This is a genomic window from Paraliobacillus sp. X-1268, from assembly GCF_003426095.1.
Classification (GTDB): domain Bacteria; phylum Bacillota; class Bacilli; order Bacillales; family Amphibacillaceae; genus Paraliobacillus_A; species Paraliobacillus_A zengyii.
In genome coordinates this window covers 76534-93681 of record NZ_QJSK01000010.1, presented here as the reverse complement: position 1 = coordinate 93681, position 17148 = coordinate 76534, and the positions used below count along the sequence as shown (strand labels likewise).

At 34.1% G+C, this 17148-nt stretch carries 17 protein-coding genes; 4 read left to right on the top strand and 13 right to left on the bottom strand.

Annotated elements, in window-relative coordinates; translation table 11 throughout:
- Positions 1 to 751: 751 nt before the first annotated feature.
- Genes D2K62_RS12320 through yjbM form a run of 3 tightly spaced genes read right to left on the bottom strand, consistent with a single transcriptional unit; the run spans position 752 to position 3130 of the window.
- Positions 752 to 1639 carry an RluA family pseudouridine synthase gene (locus D2K62_RS12320; protein WP_232824330.1) on the bottom strand — a complete coding sequence of 296 codons (888 nt, stop codon included), beginning with the start codon at positions 1637 to 1639 and terminating at the stop codon, positions 752 to 754.
- Between the two features lie 42 nt (positions 1640 to 1681).
- Entirely contained in the window at positions 1682 to 2482 is an 801-nt protein-coding gene (locus D2K62_RS12315) for an NAD kinase (protein ID WP_112180159.1), read from the bottom strand.
- 3 nt (positions 2483 to 2485) lie between these two features.
- Positions 2486 to 3130 carry a GTP diphosphokinase gene (gene yjbM / locus D2K62_RS12310; RefSeq protein WP_112180158.1) on the bottom strand — a complete coding sequence of 215 codons (645 nt, stop codon included), beginning with the start codon at positions 3128 to 3130 and terminating at the stop codon, positions 2486 to 2488.
- Positions 3131 to 3362: 232 nt separating this feature from the next.
- Between yjbM and D2K62_RS12305 the strand changes: the two genes are divergently transcribed.
- The 4 genes from D2K62_RS12305 to D2K62_RS18790 all read left to right on the top strand — a co-directional run bounded on the left by D2K62_RS12305 (position 3363) and on the right by D2K62_RS18790 (position 5781).
- Entirely contained in the window at positions 3363 to 3941 is a 579-nt protein-coding gene (locus D2K62_RS12305) for a CYTH domain-containing protein (protein WP_112180157.1), read from the top strand.
- 76 nt (positions 3942 to 4017) lie between these two features.
- A complete protein-coding gene (locus D2K62_RS12300) occupies positions 4018 to 4419 on the top strand; it encodes a globin domain-containing protein (RefSeq protein WP_112180156.1) in 402 nt (133 codons plus the stop codon).
- Positions 4416 to 5312, top strand: coding sequence for a ClpXP adapter SpxH family protein (locus tag D2K62_RS12295; protein WP_112180155.1), 897 nt, complete (start codon positions 4416 to 4418; stop codon positions 5310 to 5312). The genes D2K62_RS12300 and D2K62_RS12295 overlap by 4 nt, the downstream gene beginning before the upstream one ends.
- A 292-nt stretch (positions 5313 to 5604) precedes the next feature.
- Entirely contained in the window at positions 5605 to 5781 is a 177-nt protein-coding gene (locus tag D2K62_RS18790; RefSeq protein ID WP_157967412.1) for a hypothetical protein, read from the top strand.
- 39 nt (positions 5782 to 5820) lie between these two features.
- On the opposite strand, the gene pepF is transcribed toward D2K62_RS18790, so the two are convergent.
- The 10 genes from pepF to opp3b form a co-directional block, all read right to left on the bottom strand.
- Positions 5821 to 7638, bottom strand: coding sequence for an oligoendopeptidase F (pepF, locus tag D2K62_RS12290; RefSeq protein WP_117161552.1), 1818 nt, complete (start codon positions 7636 to 7638; stop codon positions 5821 to 5823).
- A gap of 65 nt (positions 7639 to 7703) precedes the next feature.
- On the bottom strand, positions 7704 to 8885 hold the full coding sequence (locus tag D2K62_RS12285; RefSeq protein WP_157967413.1) for a competence protein CoiA: 1182 nt from the start codon (positions 8883 to 8885) through the stop codon (positions 7704 to 7706).
- 99 nt (positions 8886 to 8984) lie between these two features.
- Positions 8985 to 9677 carry an adaptor protein MecA gene (gene mecA, locus D2K62_RS12280; protein WP_112180152.1) on the bottom strand — a complete coding sequence of 231 codons (693 nt, stop codon included), beginning with the start codon at positions 9675 to 9677 and terminating at the stop codon, positions 8985 to 8987.
- Between the two features lie 308 nt (positions 9678 to 9985).
- Entirely contained in the window at positions 9986 to 10381 is a 396-nt protein-coding gene (spxA, locus tag D2K62_RS12275) for a transcriptional regulator SpxA (protein WP_112180151.1), read from the bottom strand.
- Positions 10382 to 10834: 453 nt separating this feature from the next.
- Positions 10835 to 11422 (bottom strand): GNAT family N-acetyltransferase, encoded by a 588-nt coding sequence (locus tag D2K62_RS12270; protein WP_112180150.1) that lies wholly within the window; start codon positions 11420 to 11422, stop codon positions 10835 to 10837.
- Between the two features lie 207 nt (positions 11423 to 11629).
- Positions 11630 to 12847, bottom strand: coding sequence for a putative glycoside hydrolase (locus D2K62_RS12265; protein ID WP_112180149.1), 1218 nt, complete (start codon positions 12845 to 12847; stop codon positions 11630 to 11632).
- Positions 12848 to 12992: 145 nt separating this feature from the next.
- Entirely contained in the window at positions 12993 to 13925 is a 933-nt protein-coding gene (locus D2K62_RS12260) for an ABC transporter ATP-binding protein (protein ID WP_112180148.1), read from the bottom strand.
- Positions 13925 to 14989 (bottom strand): ABC transporter ATP-binding protein, encoded by a 1065-nt coding sequence (locus D2K62_RS12255; protein WP_112180147.1) that lies wholly within the window; start codon positions 14987 to 14989, stop codon positions 13925 to 13927. The genes D2K62_RS12260 and D2K62_RS12255 overlap by 1 nt, the downstream gene beginning before the upstream one ends.
- 14 nt (positions 14990 to 15003) lie before the next feature.
- The gene (gene opp3C, locus D2K62_RS12250) at positions 15004 to 16149 is read right to left on the bottom strand and encodes an oligopeptide ABC transporter permease (RefSeq protein ID WP_112180146.1); all 1146 of its coding nucleotides are present in this window, start codon (positions 16147 to 16149) and stop codon (positions 15004 to 15006) included.
- The gene (gene opp3b, locus D2K62_RS12245) at positions 16149 to 17078 is read right to left on the bottom strand and encodes an oligopeptide ABC transporter permease (protein WP_112180145.1); all 930 of its coding nucleotides are present in this window, start codon (positions 17076 to 17078) and stop codon (positions 16149 to 16151) included. Before opp3b ends, opp3C begins: the two co-directional genes overlap by 1 nt.
- Between the last annotated feature and the right edge of the window lie 70 nt (positions 17079 to 17148).

Sequence of the window (17148 nt, the reverse complement as noted above, 5' to 3'; positions counted from 1 at the left end):
CTGGCTTTAATTTATTTTGGCGTTGAACAAAGCCTATTTCACGCGCCCATTGACGCACCTCAGAGACTGATAACACTTGATGAATGCCTTGAATAAATGGCTCCATTTCTTTCTTGAAATACATCGATATCCCCTCCAAATAACTATTTCTTATCCGTTAGGGTATCGTATTTTTCTAGTTCTTTAAACCGTAGTGCTTAGCTTGACGGCTATGGGGCACAACCTCAGCTATCTATAGAAGCAAAGATCGCTTCTATAGAGGATCTTCGGTTTGTGCTGTTCCCACAGGAGTCTCAACCATTTGCTTCCTTCGCTGGTGCCTGATTACAAACTATATCAGTTTGAATAGAAAAGATGAATTAAACTGGATGAAGTTATAATTCACATGCTAATTTCCAACTAATAAAACATGATTTAAATCCGTTCATTTTTATGTGCAGATTTATACTCTCTGTTAGCGATAGGTAGATGAATATTAGCGTATCAAGTGAAATTGGCGACACTCCTGCAGGAACAGCGCGGGCTGAAGATCCACTCGAAAACGTACTTTGTTTTCGAGTTAGCTGAAGCCGTGCCTGCGGAAAGGGAGTCAATTTCACTTGAGTAGCGGGTCAAGAAATCCTATTAAGTCGCAGTTGATGATAATTCTGGCGTAGTGTGCGATATGCAAGAGTTGATGTAAAACTTAATGAGCTAGCGTCTATTTCATAGCGGGTATAATCAAAAAATAATCCAACAAGATAGGTCATCGTCATGACTTTTCTTGTTGGATTATTTGTTTCATATCTTCTGGTAACGAAGAAGTAAATGTGTGTCTCTCTTTTGTTATTGGGTGATTAAAAGCTAATGAAACACAATGCAATGCTTGTCTTTTCATTAGTTTAGTATCTCCTCCATATAATTTATCTCCTAGTAAAGGATGACCCAGATGGGCAAAATGGACACGGATTTGATGTGTTCTTCCCGTTTCCAAAGCAACATGTAAAAGTGTATATGCTGCTGTTTCCTCAAGCACTTGATAATGCGTTATCGACGGCTTTCCATTTTCATCTACTATTCGTTCTACAATAGAGCCAGGTTTACGACCGATTGGTTGATCGATAGTTCCTTCTCTTATTACCATATGTCCAGGAATAATTGCCTGATATCTTCGTGCAACATCCCCTCGCTTTTGACCGTCTGCCAAAACCGAATGACTTAATCGATGCTTCGCTACAAGTAATAGACCAGATGTATCACGGTCTAAACGCGTTACAATATGTACCGTGTAGTTAATGTTGTGCATTGCATAATGATGTAAAATCCCATTGGCAACCGTTCCAGTTGGATGATGATTCGATGGGATCGTTGCAATATTTGGATCTTTATCAATCACCATAACATCATCGTCTTCATAGATAATATGAAGCGGTACTGGTTCAGGTTTCAAATACATACCGTGATGTTCTGGTGGAAAAGAAACTTCTACAAGATCACCTTGTTTTAACACCTTTCGAACTGTAACAAATTCTCCATTCACTAAAAGGGTTCCACCTTGAAATTTTATCCCTTTGACAATTCTACGTGAAAAACCTTGTACGTCTCTTAAATATTCTCGTAAAAGCATTTGATTCTCATCTTTTTTAACATACCATTTCACGCTTATATATCACCTTTCTATACAATTACATGCCTATTACCTTTAACGATCATCTGAAATAAACGAATCACGTACTCGTTTCCAAAATGGAAAAGGACGATACCTTGCAAACCGAATTTTTTCTTTGGCTACTTTACATTCAATTGCTTTAATATTCATCACACTTTTCGTAATATGATCAATTGTAATTAAGAAACTCTGGTTATCTTCAACAGGTAAAAACTCACATATATGATGCTTCGGTAAGATTAAGGAAGAACCAATTGTACGATAAACCCTGTTATTAATGGATGACATCTCCGTGATCTGTAAAGATGGTAATGATGGATGGATAATAGCACCACCTAATGCCTTATTATAGGCAGTACTACCCGATGGTGTCGATATACATAATCCATCACCGCGAAATCGTTCGAAATGCTCTCCCTTAATAGTAACGTCCAAGACAACAGAACCTTCTACTTTTTTTATTGACGTTTCATTTAAAGCTAAGTGGCGTTCAACTGTTCCATTCTCAGAATGAATCAGCATGGATAATAACGGGTATTCGACAATTTGGTACGGGTTTTTAGCTATTTCAATTACTAATTGTTCTATTTCCTCAGGTACCCAATCCGCATAAAAACCTAGATGGCCAGTATGGACCCCGATAAAAGCTGTTTTATCTAATCGTGTGCTATATGTTTGGAAGGCTTGTAGGAATGTCCCATCTCCACCTACTGAGATTGCTAAATCTGGTTCTCTATCATCATATTCCAAATCAAAATCTGCTAAGTACTGACACATTAAAGCTTTAATACTTTCTGACTTATGGTCACCTTTAGATGTGATCGAAAACTTCATGAGTTACGATTGGCCTCCTTCTTCATTTTTTATGTAAACTCTTTTTCTATGATAAATACGTTGTGCTTCTTGTACTTCATCTTTTATCTTGGCCATTTCTTCATCCAATTTAAATGCAGCTTCAGCAGCTCGTTTTAATCGAGCTTTTACATCGGTTGGTATCTGTCCATCATATTTATAATTTAATGAATGTTCATTTGTAGCCCAGAAATTCATCGCAAGTGTACGAATTTGAATTTCTGCAATTATTTGTTTCTCTCCACGCAGTGTCGCGACAGGATAACGAATAATCATATGATAGGATCGATAACCACTATCTTTTTCTCTCTCTATGTAATCTTTCTCTTCTACAATTTTAAAGTCATTTCGAGCTTGTAGCATTCTAACAATACCATAAATATCATCAACAAATTGACAAACAACGCGAACTCCAGCAATATCTTGCATCTCTTCTTCTATTTTATCAAACGACATGTTTTTACTACGCGTCTTTTCAATAATACTTGTTACTGGCTTTACTCGACCGGTTACAAATTCAATGGGTGAATGTTTCGATTCAAATTCATACTGCGCTCTTATACCTTTTAATTTCACTTTTAGTTCTTCGACGACTTGCACATAAGGGGCCAAAAAAGCTTCCCAATTCACAATAGACACCACCTTATAAAACATCTTTCCAAACTTTCTTCCTTATTTCATTCCTATTGTAACACAATATGCAATTTATCCATTTGATAAGCTACAATCTTTCATCTATATTCATTAACTAGACATGGTAAATTGATTTGCATATTATTCGACTTATCTGGGTTTATTGGACTATACTTATTTTAACAGATATTTTTTTTATTTCTATTTATGAATCAGGGAGGTCATCAATTTGGTACAAGAAATCGAAATGGAAAGTAAAAATTTATTAACGGAAATGGAATACAACACGTTATTAGATTTTTTTGAACTGCGTAAAGAAGATGCACATTCACAAACAAATCATTATTTTGAGACACCTGATTTTCAGTTAAAAAACAAAGGGGCCGCTTTAAGAATTCGTAAAAAGAAAGATAAATGGCAACTTACATTAAAAGAGCCTTATCAAGATGGCTTATTAGAAACACATGATAACTTAACTGAACAGGAAGCAAATTCATGGATTAATAATAAACTAATTGCAAAACCTGCAGTTAAACAACAATTAGATGGCTTAGGAATCGACTTCCAAGCACTTTCTTACGGTGGTTCATTAACAACACATCGAACTGAATTACCGTATAAACAAGCCCTTCTTGTCATAGATTATAGTATATATAACAATATGTTCGATTATGAATTAGAAATTGAATCGGATACAAAGGAAAAAAGCGAAAAATTATTACACCAACTTATAAATCAATTTCATATCACTAAGAAACCAACGCCAAATAAAATTGAGCGGTTTTATCACTCATTAGAAAACAGATAAGTTGCCATAATATGTAGAACGCTGTTAGAATAACATATTAGAGGTAATAGTAAGAAGACAAGGAGGGTTCAAAGACATGACAAACACTAATTCCATATATGAAGCAATTGGTGGACATATTAAAGTAGAGAATTTGGTGCATGCTTTTTATCGTCGTGTCGGTAAGCATCCTGATCTGATTCCAATTTTTCCAGAAGATTTAACTGAAACAGCTAGAAAACAAACACAATTCTTAATTCAATTTTTTGGAGGTCCTTCTTTATATAATGAAGAACATGGACACCCCATGCTGAGAAGAAGACATTTACCCTTTACTATAACCCCAACAAGAAAAGATGCTTGGTTAGCTTGTATGAACGAAGCGTTAGAAGAAGTTAATATAGAAGAACCCTATCGAACAATCATATATGAAAGACTAACGAAAACAGCACACCATATGATGAATACACCTGAGAGAACGAAAGGAGAATCGTTGTGAGCTGGAATTCAAATGGGCCATCATCCAACGTTCAGGATCTTGAAGTAAAGAAACAATTTGGATACTTTGATCTTCTGAAAAAGCCTGTAGAAATCTACCTCTTTGTTGATCCTCTTTGCCCTGAATGTTGGGCCTTAGAACCAATTATAAAGAAACTAACATTGGAATATGGACGTTTATTTACGATTAGGCCAATTTTAAGTGGACAGTTGACATCAGCAAATCAAGATGCAATAGAAAAACACAACTATTTAAAAGAAGTATGGGAAAAGACTTCCTCTCGTACCGGAATGTGTTGTGATGGTGATTTGTGGTTAGAAGATCCAATAACATATCCCTCCATCGTTTCCATCGCAATCAAAGCAGCTGAACTACAGGGGAAAAAAGCAGGTAAGAAATTTTTACGAAAAATCCAAGAACATGCTTTTATTAACAAAAAGGATATATCTAAAGAAAGAAATCTGCTCGCCTGTGCCGAAGAGGCAGAATTGGATCTAGATGAATTCAAAAAAGACTTATATTCCAATTCAGCAAAAAAAGCGCTACAATGCGATTTGAAATTAGCCAATGAGATGGAAGTAGATTATATTCCTTCTATAGTGTTTTTTAATGAGACGGAAAATGAAGAGGGATTGAAATTATCAGGCGAATATTCTTATGAAGTATATGTAAATGTACTACAACAAATGCTTCAAAAGGATGTGAAAGCATCTGAAAAGCCTAGTTTAGAAGCCTTTTCTGCACATTTCCAATTTTTTGCTACAAAGGAAGTTGCAGTCGTTTATGATTGGTCAAACGAGAAAGCTTTAAAGGAAATGAAAAAGTTACAATTAAAACGGCTAGTAAAACAAGTACCTGTAAAACACGGATATTTTTGGAAATATATAGGTTGAAATAAAAAGGAGTGCTGTACGAAATTATACAGTAAACTCCTTTTTTCTATTTAAAAAAAGATGATGTCTTAAGACATCATCTTACACCAAGTCTATTACTAGACAAGGGGGGATGGGAGAAAGTTTCAGGTCAAACAAAGGGGTTTGTTTGTTAAACATCTCACAATATAAATATAACAACCTACAAAGTTATAAGCAATAGTTTTGTTCATATTTTCACAAAACTGTCATACTTCTAATTTCATCTGCTAGTACATAATATTGTAGTAGCTTTTATTAAGGAGGAGATTTTATGCGACGATATTATCCATTTATGTTTTTATTAATCGCTTGTTGTGCTTTTATTCTAAACATATTTGCACTAATGGATATTATTCCAATGCTTCTTACCTTACCTTTATTATTCATTTCAATTTATTTCACTCTGTTTTCATTTACACACAAACGTACTTTTAGAGGATTTAAATAAAGCCATTCACATCTGATGATGTGAATGGCTTTATTTTATTTATTCCACTTTGTCTAACAATGTTTCCATCTCTTTTAATTTCGCTTCAAAAACATCTAATGCTTGTAAAATTGGTTGCTTATCCGTCATATCTACCCCAGCCTTTTTCAGAACTTCAATCGGATAGTCACTGCTACCAGCTTTCAGAAAATCAAGATAACGATCAACCGCTGGCTGTTTCTCTTTAAGAATTTGTGAAGCTAATGACTGTGCAGCAGCATACCCTGTCGCATACTGGTAAACATAGTAATTATAATAAAAATGAGGGATTCTAGCCCACTCTAAACCAATTTCTTCATCAGATACAATTTCATCGCCAAAATATTTTTTATTTAAAGCATAGTATTCTTCCGTTAACTTATCTGGAGTTAACGCTTCACCTTTTTGATCTAGCTGATGAATTATATGTTCAAATTCAGCAAACATTGTCTGTCTGAATACAGTACCACGAAATCCTTCAAGGAAATGATTCAGTAAGAATAATTTCTCTTTATCATCGTTTGTTTGTTCAATCATGTATTCATTCAGTAACGACTCATTACATGTTGAAGCAACCTCTGCAACGAAAATTGAATAATCTCCATAACGGAAAGCTTGATTTTCTCTTGTATAATAGCTATGCAACGAGTGACCAAGCTCATGACCTAATGTAAATAGATTATTTAAGTTACTCTGCCAATTCATTAGAATATACGGATTGGTTCCATATGCACCAGAAGAATAGGCTCCACTTCTTTTGCCTTTGTTCTCTTCAACATCAACCCAGCGGTTTGTGAACCCTTCTTGTATGCGTCCGACATATTCCCCGCCTAATGGGGCCAAACCTTTTAAGATGTGCTCTTGTGCTTCTGTATAGCTATATTTCATTGAAACATCTTTAACGAGCGGTGTGTATAAATCATACATATGCAATTCATCTAATTTAAGCACACGCTTTCTTAATGCAACATAACGATGCATTAAATCAAGTCGATCATTTACAGCTTCAACTAGATTATCATATACTGTCTCGGGAATATTGTTGTTATCCAATGCAGCTTGACGAGCTGAGTCATAATTTCGAACTTTTGCATTAAAATTATGTTTTTTAACTGCTCCTGATAAAGTTGAAGCAAACGTGTTGATATAACTTCCGTAAGTACCATATACAGCTTTGAATGCCTCACGTCTTACTTTTGGTTTATCCGACTCTAAAAAGTTAATATAGCGACCATGTGTTAATTCTACTTCTTCCCCATCGTCATTTTTAACCATTGGGAATCTTAAATCTGCATTATTTAACATACCAAACGTTTGTGCAGCATTACCAGTTACTTCTGATACCTCAGCAAGTAACACTTCTTCTTTTTCGCTTAAAATATGTTCTTTTTGTCTTGTGATCTCTCCTAATGCGTGTTGATAATGCTTTAATTCAGGTTTCTTTTCATAAAAAGTTTCAAGCGTCTTCTCACCCATATCTAAGATTTCAGGAACAATAAAACTCATAGCACTAGAAAACTGCGTTATCAAATTCTCAGCTTTTGAATTAATCGCCTGATAAATTGAATTTGTAGTATCTTGATCATAGCGCATATGCGCATATGTATAAAGCTTACCAATTCGTTCCGACACTTCATCTTGTAAAATTAATAAGCTGTATAGTTGGTCTGCTGATGCAGCAAGTTTGCCTTGATACTCAGTAAACTTTGGAATAACTTTCTTAAGTGCTTCTAACTCTGCTTGCCACTCTTCATCTGTAATAAAAATATCTTCCAATCTCCACGTATTTTCAATTGCTACTTCATCTCTCGTTTGTAACTTTTGGTTTGCTTTTGCCAACGCAATTACCTCCTCTAATCTAATTACACTTATAATGGTCTCTATTTACTATTATAGCGTACTATCTATTTTTCATGTGTTATCCTGCTCATATTATCTAATTGTCGAACGATTTCTATGTCTGCTTTCATTGCTTCATCGACTGAAGAATAAACTTTAATTTGTTTTTGTAATCGATAATATGATGTTGAAATTCTTCTTATAACTTGAAGTTGCTCCAATTGATGTATGTATTCCTTTATGGGATTGCATGAGGGGAAAATTAGTGGATATGCATTGCTTGATTCTATATAGGCTTGTAAATATGCCTGACAATCTTGTAGCGTGAATGTCGGTCTTCTTTCAAAGAAATCAATACAAAGTCGACTTTGCCAGTTCCATGGAGCTACCTTCATCTTCCATTGACTTAACACTGGGAGATGAATAACAGCAGATATATTACTTGGTGATAAACCTTTCACATATAACCACTGCCGCCATTGTCCTTCCGTTGTTTGTATCGAATAGTGTGGTTGTAAACGTAATCGCCTCTTCTCTTTTAACCAAAAAGAATAGAATTGATCATTTTCAACTTGATTTGAATGAAACAAATCCATAAAAGATAGGTTCTTTAATGGTTTGAATTCTAAATGACCAATCGTTCGTTTTCGACCTGTCATAAATACGTTTTTATAAATAGCAAATTGCAATTTATCAGGACAATAAAAAAAAGCTCTAGTTTCCATTGATGTGTTAAATTGATGAAAGAAGTGGAGATCACTCGAAGTTAAATCTAAGCTTGTATTAGTTGTTCGTTTCATTCGGTTACCACCTAATATCCAAAGTGGTATTATATTGGCATTTAAGTAACCATGTGTTCGTTTAAGAAATGTTTTTATAGGAATAGTAGCACATTGATATTCAACTGCAATTTGTTTCTTGCCAATTCTAATAAAAATATCTGGTCTTTGTTCTAGATTTGGCAAATACTTTTCTAACTCAACTACTAATCCCTGTTTTTTCAACCAATGATATAAATCCAATTTACCTTGCTCGTGGTATGTACCTTCTCCTCCAGCTTTACCAAGACATTTTGCGTTTTTTTTATGCGCAAAATGAGCAATCATTTTATACCCATTTTTAACAATAACTTGTTCTTTACAAACAGGACAATAAAAGAGATACTGTTGCTTATATTCACTAATTTCCCCTTTTGCTAACGACGCTAGTATAATTAGCTGTCCATCTTGTGTAATTGCTTGTAGCAAGTTTTTATCCCCCCTAAAAATATATTTGATAATTATTTTCGACAATAAATTATAAATTCCTTCTTTTTAGATAAAAAAAAGCACCCAATTAGGAATGCTTTACTTTTGTGGAAAATAGCTTTTAATTTGTTTTAATGCATCATCTTCAAAAATAACTTTACCATATTCACGTAACATATGTTCTGTTGCATTAGTTTGGCGGCCAAATTCTAATAATTGACTCACGATATTATCTTGTTGATCATCATCTAGAAAAACATCATCAAATTCCACTAATAAAATGTAACGATCTTTATAATGATATAATTTATCGTTAATTCCTTCTACTGCTTTTGTCTGATAACTTAGTTGAATAACATCTTCAAAATCCGCAAATCCAATAATAAAGGTCAAATCTTCATCTATTGCTTGAATTGCATCTTCGTCATCTTCCTCTTCTTCATCATTACCAAATTTCTCATCTAATAACGATTCGATCTTCTCATCCATTGGAAGGTCAAATGAGCTATCATTTTCAGATGGCAATTCTAAGTTTTGACCGTCTTTAGAAATTTGTGCCTTTGTTACAACGATTTCTAAACCTTTGTCTAGCGCTTGTACTTGGATCCAAAGTGGTCCATCTATATTAAATTCATCACCACTATAATTAACTTCGTCCATAACTTGCCAAAAGAGTTGTTCACTCTTTTCTCGATTATACCAAATTTCTTCTCGATTAAAACCACGGTGCTCAATATCCTTGTAGGATACATAGAATTTAACTGTATTTTCATTAATTCTTTCTATTTCCATTTGATTCCTCTCCCTTCTAAATATAATTAGGTGGAAGGGATATCTTCACCTATTATACCTTACCCTTATTTATAGCAAGTTAACCATCATTATATTGTTATTAAAGCATACTTCTATTTTATGATAAAACACTCTAAATTGAAAATAGAAATGCCTATAAATTTAAAATTTCTTACTTTTGTCACTTATGCACTCATTCTTCTCAAGAATAATGAAATTATATAGTAACGTACATTAGATAGTTTGTCATTTTTAATGATTAAATAAATGAAAACGCAGATCCTATTTACAGGTTCTGCGTTTTTTAGTTAATTCACCATACGTTGTGCTTCGCGTAACTGGAAAGTGCGTACTTTTCTAGGTAAAAACCTTCTGATTTCATCTTCATTATATCCAACTTGCAGCCGTTTATCATCTATAATAATTGGACGGCGAAGAATACCAGGATTCTCCTGAATTAAATCGAATAAATCTTTTAATGCCATTTGTTCAAAATCAATTTTTAATTTCTGGAATACTTTTGATCTTGTAGAGATTATTTCATCTGTACCATCTTCAGTCATACGTAAAATTTCTTTGATCTCATCCAGGGTCAGGTTATCGGAGAAGATATTTCTTTCATAAAATGGAATGTCATGTTCTTCTAACCATGCTTTTGCTTTCCGACAAGATGTACAACTTGGTGAGGTATAAAGTGTTACCATAGTACTTCACTCCTCAATAAATGATTTTTATTTTTACTCATTAGAATTTGACTTTAAAAAACTTACTACATTAAAATTACTTTAAATAACTCTTATAATATTAGTATACTATAGTTGTCAATATTACGATATAGTATTATATATTTTTACTTAGAAATTACACATTTCAAACTTATACGCTGTCTCTAAACAGTATTATTCCCATTTAAAAATGGAGTTAAACCTTTTTTAAATAAATATTTTCCCCTATTGTACAAGGCTTTCTCAAACTATTAAGTAATTAACTTATTTTTATGTCTTTTATTATCTTATCATATTTAAGTAAGATATCTTAATTTCAATACTTTTAATATACTTTACACTTTTTGTCCATTCCTGCACAATGTATTTTCAATACGTAGCATGTAATTGAAAAAAGAAACCTTCCCCCAATTTGTGGAGAAGGTTTCTTTCTTAAGCTTTCTCTTTCAATACATCAAAAATATCATCTGTTTCTCTTTTTTTATCATATGATAAAACTTCTTCTGCAGATTGATAAGCTTTTCCATAAATCTGCTCATCTTTATAAGTATGAATATCCTCATACATTTTTCGCATTTTTTCATAAATCATTTCTTCATCTTCATCAGATGGAGCCCAGTATAGAATTTCTAACGGAATTTCTTCATTCGTCGCTAAAGAACGTCTATTATAACCAATCGATTGTGCATGTTTGAAACCTTCACGTTGATAGAAACGTAATCTCTTTTCAGAATCTGTTTCATCGTAATCAACTGGTTCCACTTCTAAGATGATTGGTTTTTCCTTCTTTTTTAATTTACTAATTAATTTATGTCCGAGCCCCTGTCCTCTAGACTTAGAAGATACATATACATAGTCGATAAAAATAAAAGTTTCAAATTCCGCGTACATTAATACATGATCTGGTCCCTCATCTTTATAATACACGTCGCCTTTTTCTTTAAGTAACATTTCCATGTGTTTTCTAGATTTCATTTCTTCTATTGGAAAGTACTCATTTAATTTTTCATACCAATTCATGAATTTACTCCCTTGTGTTTTTTATCTTTTTGTTTTTATAAAATGTCTGCCTTATATATTATAACGAAAAGTCAGACTTTTGTTAAATCGATTTAACAGCTCTCTGTCTATGTATACCCTTATATTTGATTACTAATACTGCATTAGCATAACATAGTCAAAAAAACTCCTTCTCACTGCCGAAAAGGAGTTTTTGCTTCATATCAATTAGTCTAAAGGTGTGTAATCCACATTTTCTGTGTAAGTGTTTCCTGCATTCCAAAGTAGAAACTCTGTAATGTCGTTTTCGTTTAATGCCTTAATTTGTGCTTCAACCTCTGCTACACCATACTGTTTTGTTGCACCACTATATAACCAAGGTGCCTCAAAATCTTGAATCCATGGCCGAGAAACTGGCGATTCTTCTAAGGCACCTAATACTTCATTCTCAACTTCAGCATACGCTTTAACCAATTCGTACGGTTCTTTATCAGGAAAGTCAATTCCAAAGTATGGCGTCCAATGACTCGGATAAATCATTGATGAGATAACATCTACATTATTCGATATTTTCGAGAAATTCTGTCCAATTCCTGGTGTCTCTTCTATTGTAGCTGCATAGCCAAAGATATCTACGGATACATCAACACCGTATGAGTTAAGTTCTTCTCTTGCATAACCAACAAAATCTGTTACAGCTTGTACACGTTTTTTTATGTTATTCATATCAACATCTTTATAATCACCAAGCGTGTAGGATAATTCTTCATCTCGAGTTTCGAAACCTTCCGGGAAACGAACATAGTCAAATTGAACATCTTGGAAACCTAATTCTACAGCCATTTTTGCGATTTCTACATTATGTTCCCAAACTTCTTTCTCAAAAGGGTTAACAAATGATTCGCCTTTATTATTAGTCCAAACCTTACCGTTTTCCGTGAAAGATAAATCAGGTCGTTCTTTTGCTAAGACACTATCCTTAAACACAACAATTCGTGCAATAGGATATATCTCTTTTTCCTCAAGAACTTCTAACATTTCCCTTGGATCATCTATCATATTTTTCGCAATGTCATAATATGGTGAATCTTCATCTGGTCTAAAAGTTAGATTACCATTATCATCTTTAATATCAATTACCATAGTATTTAGATCTGATGAATCGACTAAATCTAATAATGTGTTGAATCTGCTGCCGCCTGCGGAATGAGCTGTTACATAGATCCCTCTAACGGCATCTGGATATGTAAACGTTAAACCTGAGTCATAAGAAAAACGAGCTAGTCGCTTCGTGCCATCTAAGGATACTAGGTTAATTTCTTTTGTTGCAACTTCGCTTGCCATCATTACTTCAGTATCTGGTGCACCATATGTAGTAGTAGGTATCACTAAACCGAGAAGTAGAAACATACTGATAAGTAAAGTCCGCTGTTGTTTATTCTCCATTTCATCAAACTCCCCAATTATTTATTTACCCTTATTATATAAGAAATCATGACAAAATAATACGATTTCCAACAATTTATTTTTGCATCTTTTTCCATCAATTGAAAAAAATGCTACCATATTAGTTATGGTAGCATTCTTAACATTATTTAACGAGTTGTTTCTTATAAGCTTCAAATTCTTTAGTCGTACATAAAACTTGATGATTCGGACTAACTTCTCGAAATTCTGGTTCTTCACTTGTGTCATGTTCTGTTGGATCATAAGCTGTTCTAACACGAGTTCGCTCATAGTTAGGATCTGGCAAAGGAATTGCAGATAATAATGATTTAGTATACGGGTGTAACGGATTTTTGTATAACTCATCACTGTCCGCTAGTTCAACAATTTTCCCGTAATACATAACAGCAATCCGATCACTAATATATTTAACCATTGATAAATCGTGTGCAATGAATAAATACGTATAACCATGCTCTTTTTGTAACTCTTTTAATAAATTAACTACCTGTGCTTGAATCGAAACATCTAGTGCCGAAATAGGTTCATCAGCGATAATAAATTCTGGATCAACGGCTAAAGCACGCGCAATCCCAATACGTTGACGTTGCCCACCACTAAATTCATGTGGATAACGATTTCCGTGCTCTTTATTTAAACCTACACGTTCTAATAAGTCTTCTACTCTCGCTTTACGCTCTTGAACATTTTTTACTAATCCGTGCACATCTAATCCTTCTGCGATAATATCCATTACCGTCATTCTTGGATTTAAAGAAGCATATGGATCTTGAAAGATCATTTGCATTTTCTGATTAAATAATTTTAAATTCGATTTAGATTTCTTTCCGTGCACATCTATACCATTGAATTTAACATTACCATCTGTTGCGTCATATAAACGTATAATACTTCGTCCCGTTGTTGACTTACCACAACCAGACTCTCCAACAAGTCCAAATGTTTCACCTTTATAGATATCAAAAGTGATGCCATCTACAGCTTTTACAACACTATGTCTGCCTGTTTTAAAATGCTGTTTTAGATTTTGTACTTCTAACAATTTTTCCTGGCTCATCACTTATCCTCCCCCTCATTCGAACTAGAGGCACCTGTTTTAGCAAAGCCCTTCATTCTACGTTGTACTGGAGCAGGTGGTTCAACATGTGGTGCATACTCATGTAATAACCAAGTTGCCGCATAATGTGTATCTGAAATCTTAAACATAGGTGGTTCCATTTCTTTATCAATTTCTAAAGCATATTCGTTACGAGGTGCAAATGCATCTCCTTTAGGTGGCTTTAACATATCCGGTGGTGAACCTGGAATAGCCACTAGACTTTCTTCCGTACTATCTAAAGTTGGCATTGACGCAAGTAATCCCCATGTATATGGATGTTTTGGATTATAAAAGATCTCATCCGCAGTTCCTATTTCAACAATTTTACCAGCATACATAACTGCTACGCGATCTGCGACATTAGCAACTACACCTAAATCATGTGTGATAAATATAATTGAACTATCTGTTTTTTTCTGGATATCTTTCATTAACTCCAAAATTTGTGCTTGAATCGTTACATCTAGAGCTGTTGTTGGTTCATCTGCAATTAGAATTTTCGGGTTACATGCTAATGCTATTGCAATAACGACACGCTGTCTTTGTCCCCCTGAGAATTGGTGTGGATACTGATCCACACGCTCTTTTGGATCTGGAAGACCTACTAAATCTAATAATTCAATCGTTCGCTCTTTGGCTTTTGAACGACCCATCTTTTGATGTTTCATCAAACCTTCCATAATTTGCGATCCTATTTTCATCGTAGGATTTAGAGATGTCATTGGATCTTGAAAGATCGTTGAAATATCTTTCCCACGAATTGCTTGCATTTGTCTCTCACTTAATTTTGCTAAATCTTTTCCATCAAATAATATTTCGCCCTCTTTAATACGTCCAGGAGGTGAAGGGATAAGCCGAGTAAGTGCTCTAGTTGTCACGGACTTTCCAGAACCCGACTCACCTACGATCGCTAATGTTTCACCCTTTTTTAGATCAAAGGTAACACCTCGAACAGCTTTCACTTCTCCTCCATGCGTATCAAAGGAAACATGTAAATTATTTACTTCTAATATTTTATCCATTCTTACACTACCCCCTATTCACGCATTTTTGGATCTAATGCATCACGAAGACCATCAGCCAATATGTTAAAGCCAATCATAACTAAGGACATAACAATAGCTGGGAAAATCATTATATGAGGATTAATTTGTAATGCTTTAAATCCTTCATTTATTAATGTACCTAAAGAAGCATCTGGTGCCTGTAATCCTAGTCCGATAAAGCTTAAAAACGCCTCGAAAAATATAGCACTAGGTATTGTAAACATTGTATTTATAATAATCATACCAACTGTATTTGGTATTAAATGTTTTGTTAAAATACGTGTATGCGATGAACCAAGCGTTCTTGACGCTAAGACAAACTCCTGATTTTTGAGTTTCAGTACTTGTCCACGAACAATCCTGGCCATCCCTGTCCAACCGGTTATCGTTAAGGCAATTATAATCGCCATTATTCCAGGATCTAATACCATTATCATTAAGATAACAACAACTAAATTCGGAATACCAACTAACACTTCAATGATTCGTTGCATAAAGTTATCTACACGTCCACCAAAGTAAGCTGAGATACCACCATATGCTACACCTACTAACATATCAATCATAGCTGCAACTAGTGCAATTAATAAGGATACTCTAGTACCTATCCAAACACGTGTAAATATATCACGTCCTAATGTATCTGTACCAAACCAATAATATTCTGTAATATTTTTATCTGCATAAGCATCAAAATAACCGACAACTTTTGCTGATTCAGGAGAACCGTCCCCTTCATCTTTCACATCAAATTCCATATTTGATAAATCTGTTTGTGTGAAACGTGTTAATGCTAACTGTTTTGCTTCTTCTACTGTTGAAGCTTCAAAAACTTCAGATTTTGTTCCATCCAATCGTAAAAATCCAATTTCTTCTAGACCTTGGACTTTAGGTGGTAATCTTGAAAGAGTTAACTCTTGATCATTTAATCCGTGACTAGTCATCAATGGTGCAAACAATGCCATCATTGCGATTATAATGATCACTATAATACCAAATATCGCACCAGGATTTTTGCGCAATCGGATCCAAGCATCTTGCCAATATGATAGACTTGGACGACTTATTTTTTCACTTTTCTCTTCGTCCATTTTTGCAGGAACAAATAAATCTTTGTTTAGTTTTTCCTTATCCATTAATCTTTCCCTCCTGCTAGTCGAATCCTTGGATCAATAATTCCATAAAGAATATCGATTACTAAAATTATAAAAATGAAGAAAAAGGCAAAGAACAGCGTTGTTCCCATGATTATAGCAAAGTCATTTGTCATGATAGAACTAACAAATTGTTCACCAATTCCTGGAATTGAAAAGATCTGTTCAATTACAAGTGTTCCAGTCATCAAACTTACAGCCATCGGCCCCATTACAGTAACCAATGGAATTAGTGCATTTCGCAAGCCGTGTTTAAATAAAATACCAGCTTTTGTCACACCTTTTGCTCTTGCTGTAACAATATAATCAGATCCTAATACTTCAATCATTTCTGTTCGTAAGAAACGAGCAGAAATTGCCATTGGAAAAATGGCTAACGCAATAGTTGGCATGATCGTTTGTTGAAAACTTCCCCAAAAAGCAACAGGTAACAGACCAAAACGAACCCCGAGGAAATACTGCATTAAACCAGCAAATATAAACGATGGTATAGATATACCAATGACTGAAATAATATTTGCACTATAATCCATCCATGAATTATTTCTAATTGCAGCAACTAAACCTAATAACATACCTAAAAATGTTCCAATTAATAGTGCTTGTAAACCTAATTGGGCTGATACAGGAATCCTACTTAATAAGATATCTGTAACAGGTTGATTTTTCATTTGAAATGAAATTCCTAAATCGCCTTGTGCTAAGTTACCCATGTATCTTAGATATTGAATTGGAACTGGATCATTTAATCCATATTTATCTAAAATAATTTCTCTTTGAGCTTCTGTAACCTTTTGTTCTGCTGTCAGAGGAGATCCGGGAAGCATTTTCATGAGGATAAATGAAAATGTGGCGATAATAATTAACGTTACAAGCATGTATCCAAAACGTTGTAATATATACTTTGCCATTATAAACCCTCCTATCATGTAATCGTATCAAATGTTCAAATAATTCAAAAATCATTCGTAAATGGAAAAA

Coding starts and splice junctions, on each gene's coding strand:
- D2K62_RS12315 (WP_112180159.1), bottom strand. CDS start 2,482: ATGAAGTTTTCGATCACATCTAAAGGTGACCATAAGTCAGAAAGTATT.
- D2K62_RS12300 (WP_112180156.1), top strand. CDS start 4,018: ATGACAAACACTAATTCCATATATGAAGCAATTGGTGGACATATTAAA.
- D2K62_RS18790 (WP_157967412.1), top strand. CDS start 5,605: ATGCGACGATATTATCCATTTATGTTTTTATTAATCGCTTGTTGTGCT.
- mecA (WP_112180152.1), bottom strand. CDS start 9,677: ATGGAAATAGAAAGAATTAATGAAAATACAGTTAAATTCTATGTATCC.
- spxA (WP_112180151.1), bottom strand. CDS start 10,381: ATGGTAACACTTTATACCTCACCAAGTTGTACATCTTGTCGGAAAGCA.
- D2K62_RS12270 (WP_112180150.1), bottom strand. CDS start 11,422: ATGAATTGGTATGAAAAATTAAATGAGTACTTTCCAATAGAAGAAATG.
- D2K62_RS12265 (WP_112180149.1), bottom strand. CDS start 12,847: ATGGAGAATAAACAACAGCGGACTTTACTTATCAGTATGTTTCTACTT.
- D2K62_RS12260 (WP_112180148.1), bottom strand. CDS start 13,925: ATGAGCCAGGAAAAATTGTTAGAAGTACAAAATCTAAAACAGCATTTT.
- D2K62_RS12255 (WP_112180147.1), bottom strand. CDS start 14,989: ATGGATAAAATATTAGAAGTAAATAATTTACATGTTTCCTTTGATACG.
- opp3C (WP_112180146.1), bottom strand. CDS start 16,149: ATGGATAAGGAAAAACTAAACAAAGATTTATTTGTTCCTGCAAAAATG.
- opp3b (WP_112180145.1), bottom strand. CDS start 17,078: ATGGCAAAGTATATATTACAACGTTTTGGATACATGCTTGTAACGTTA.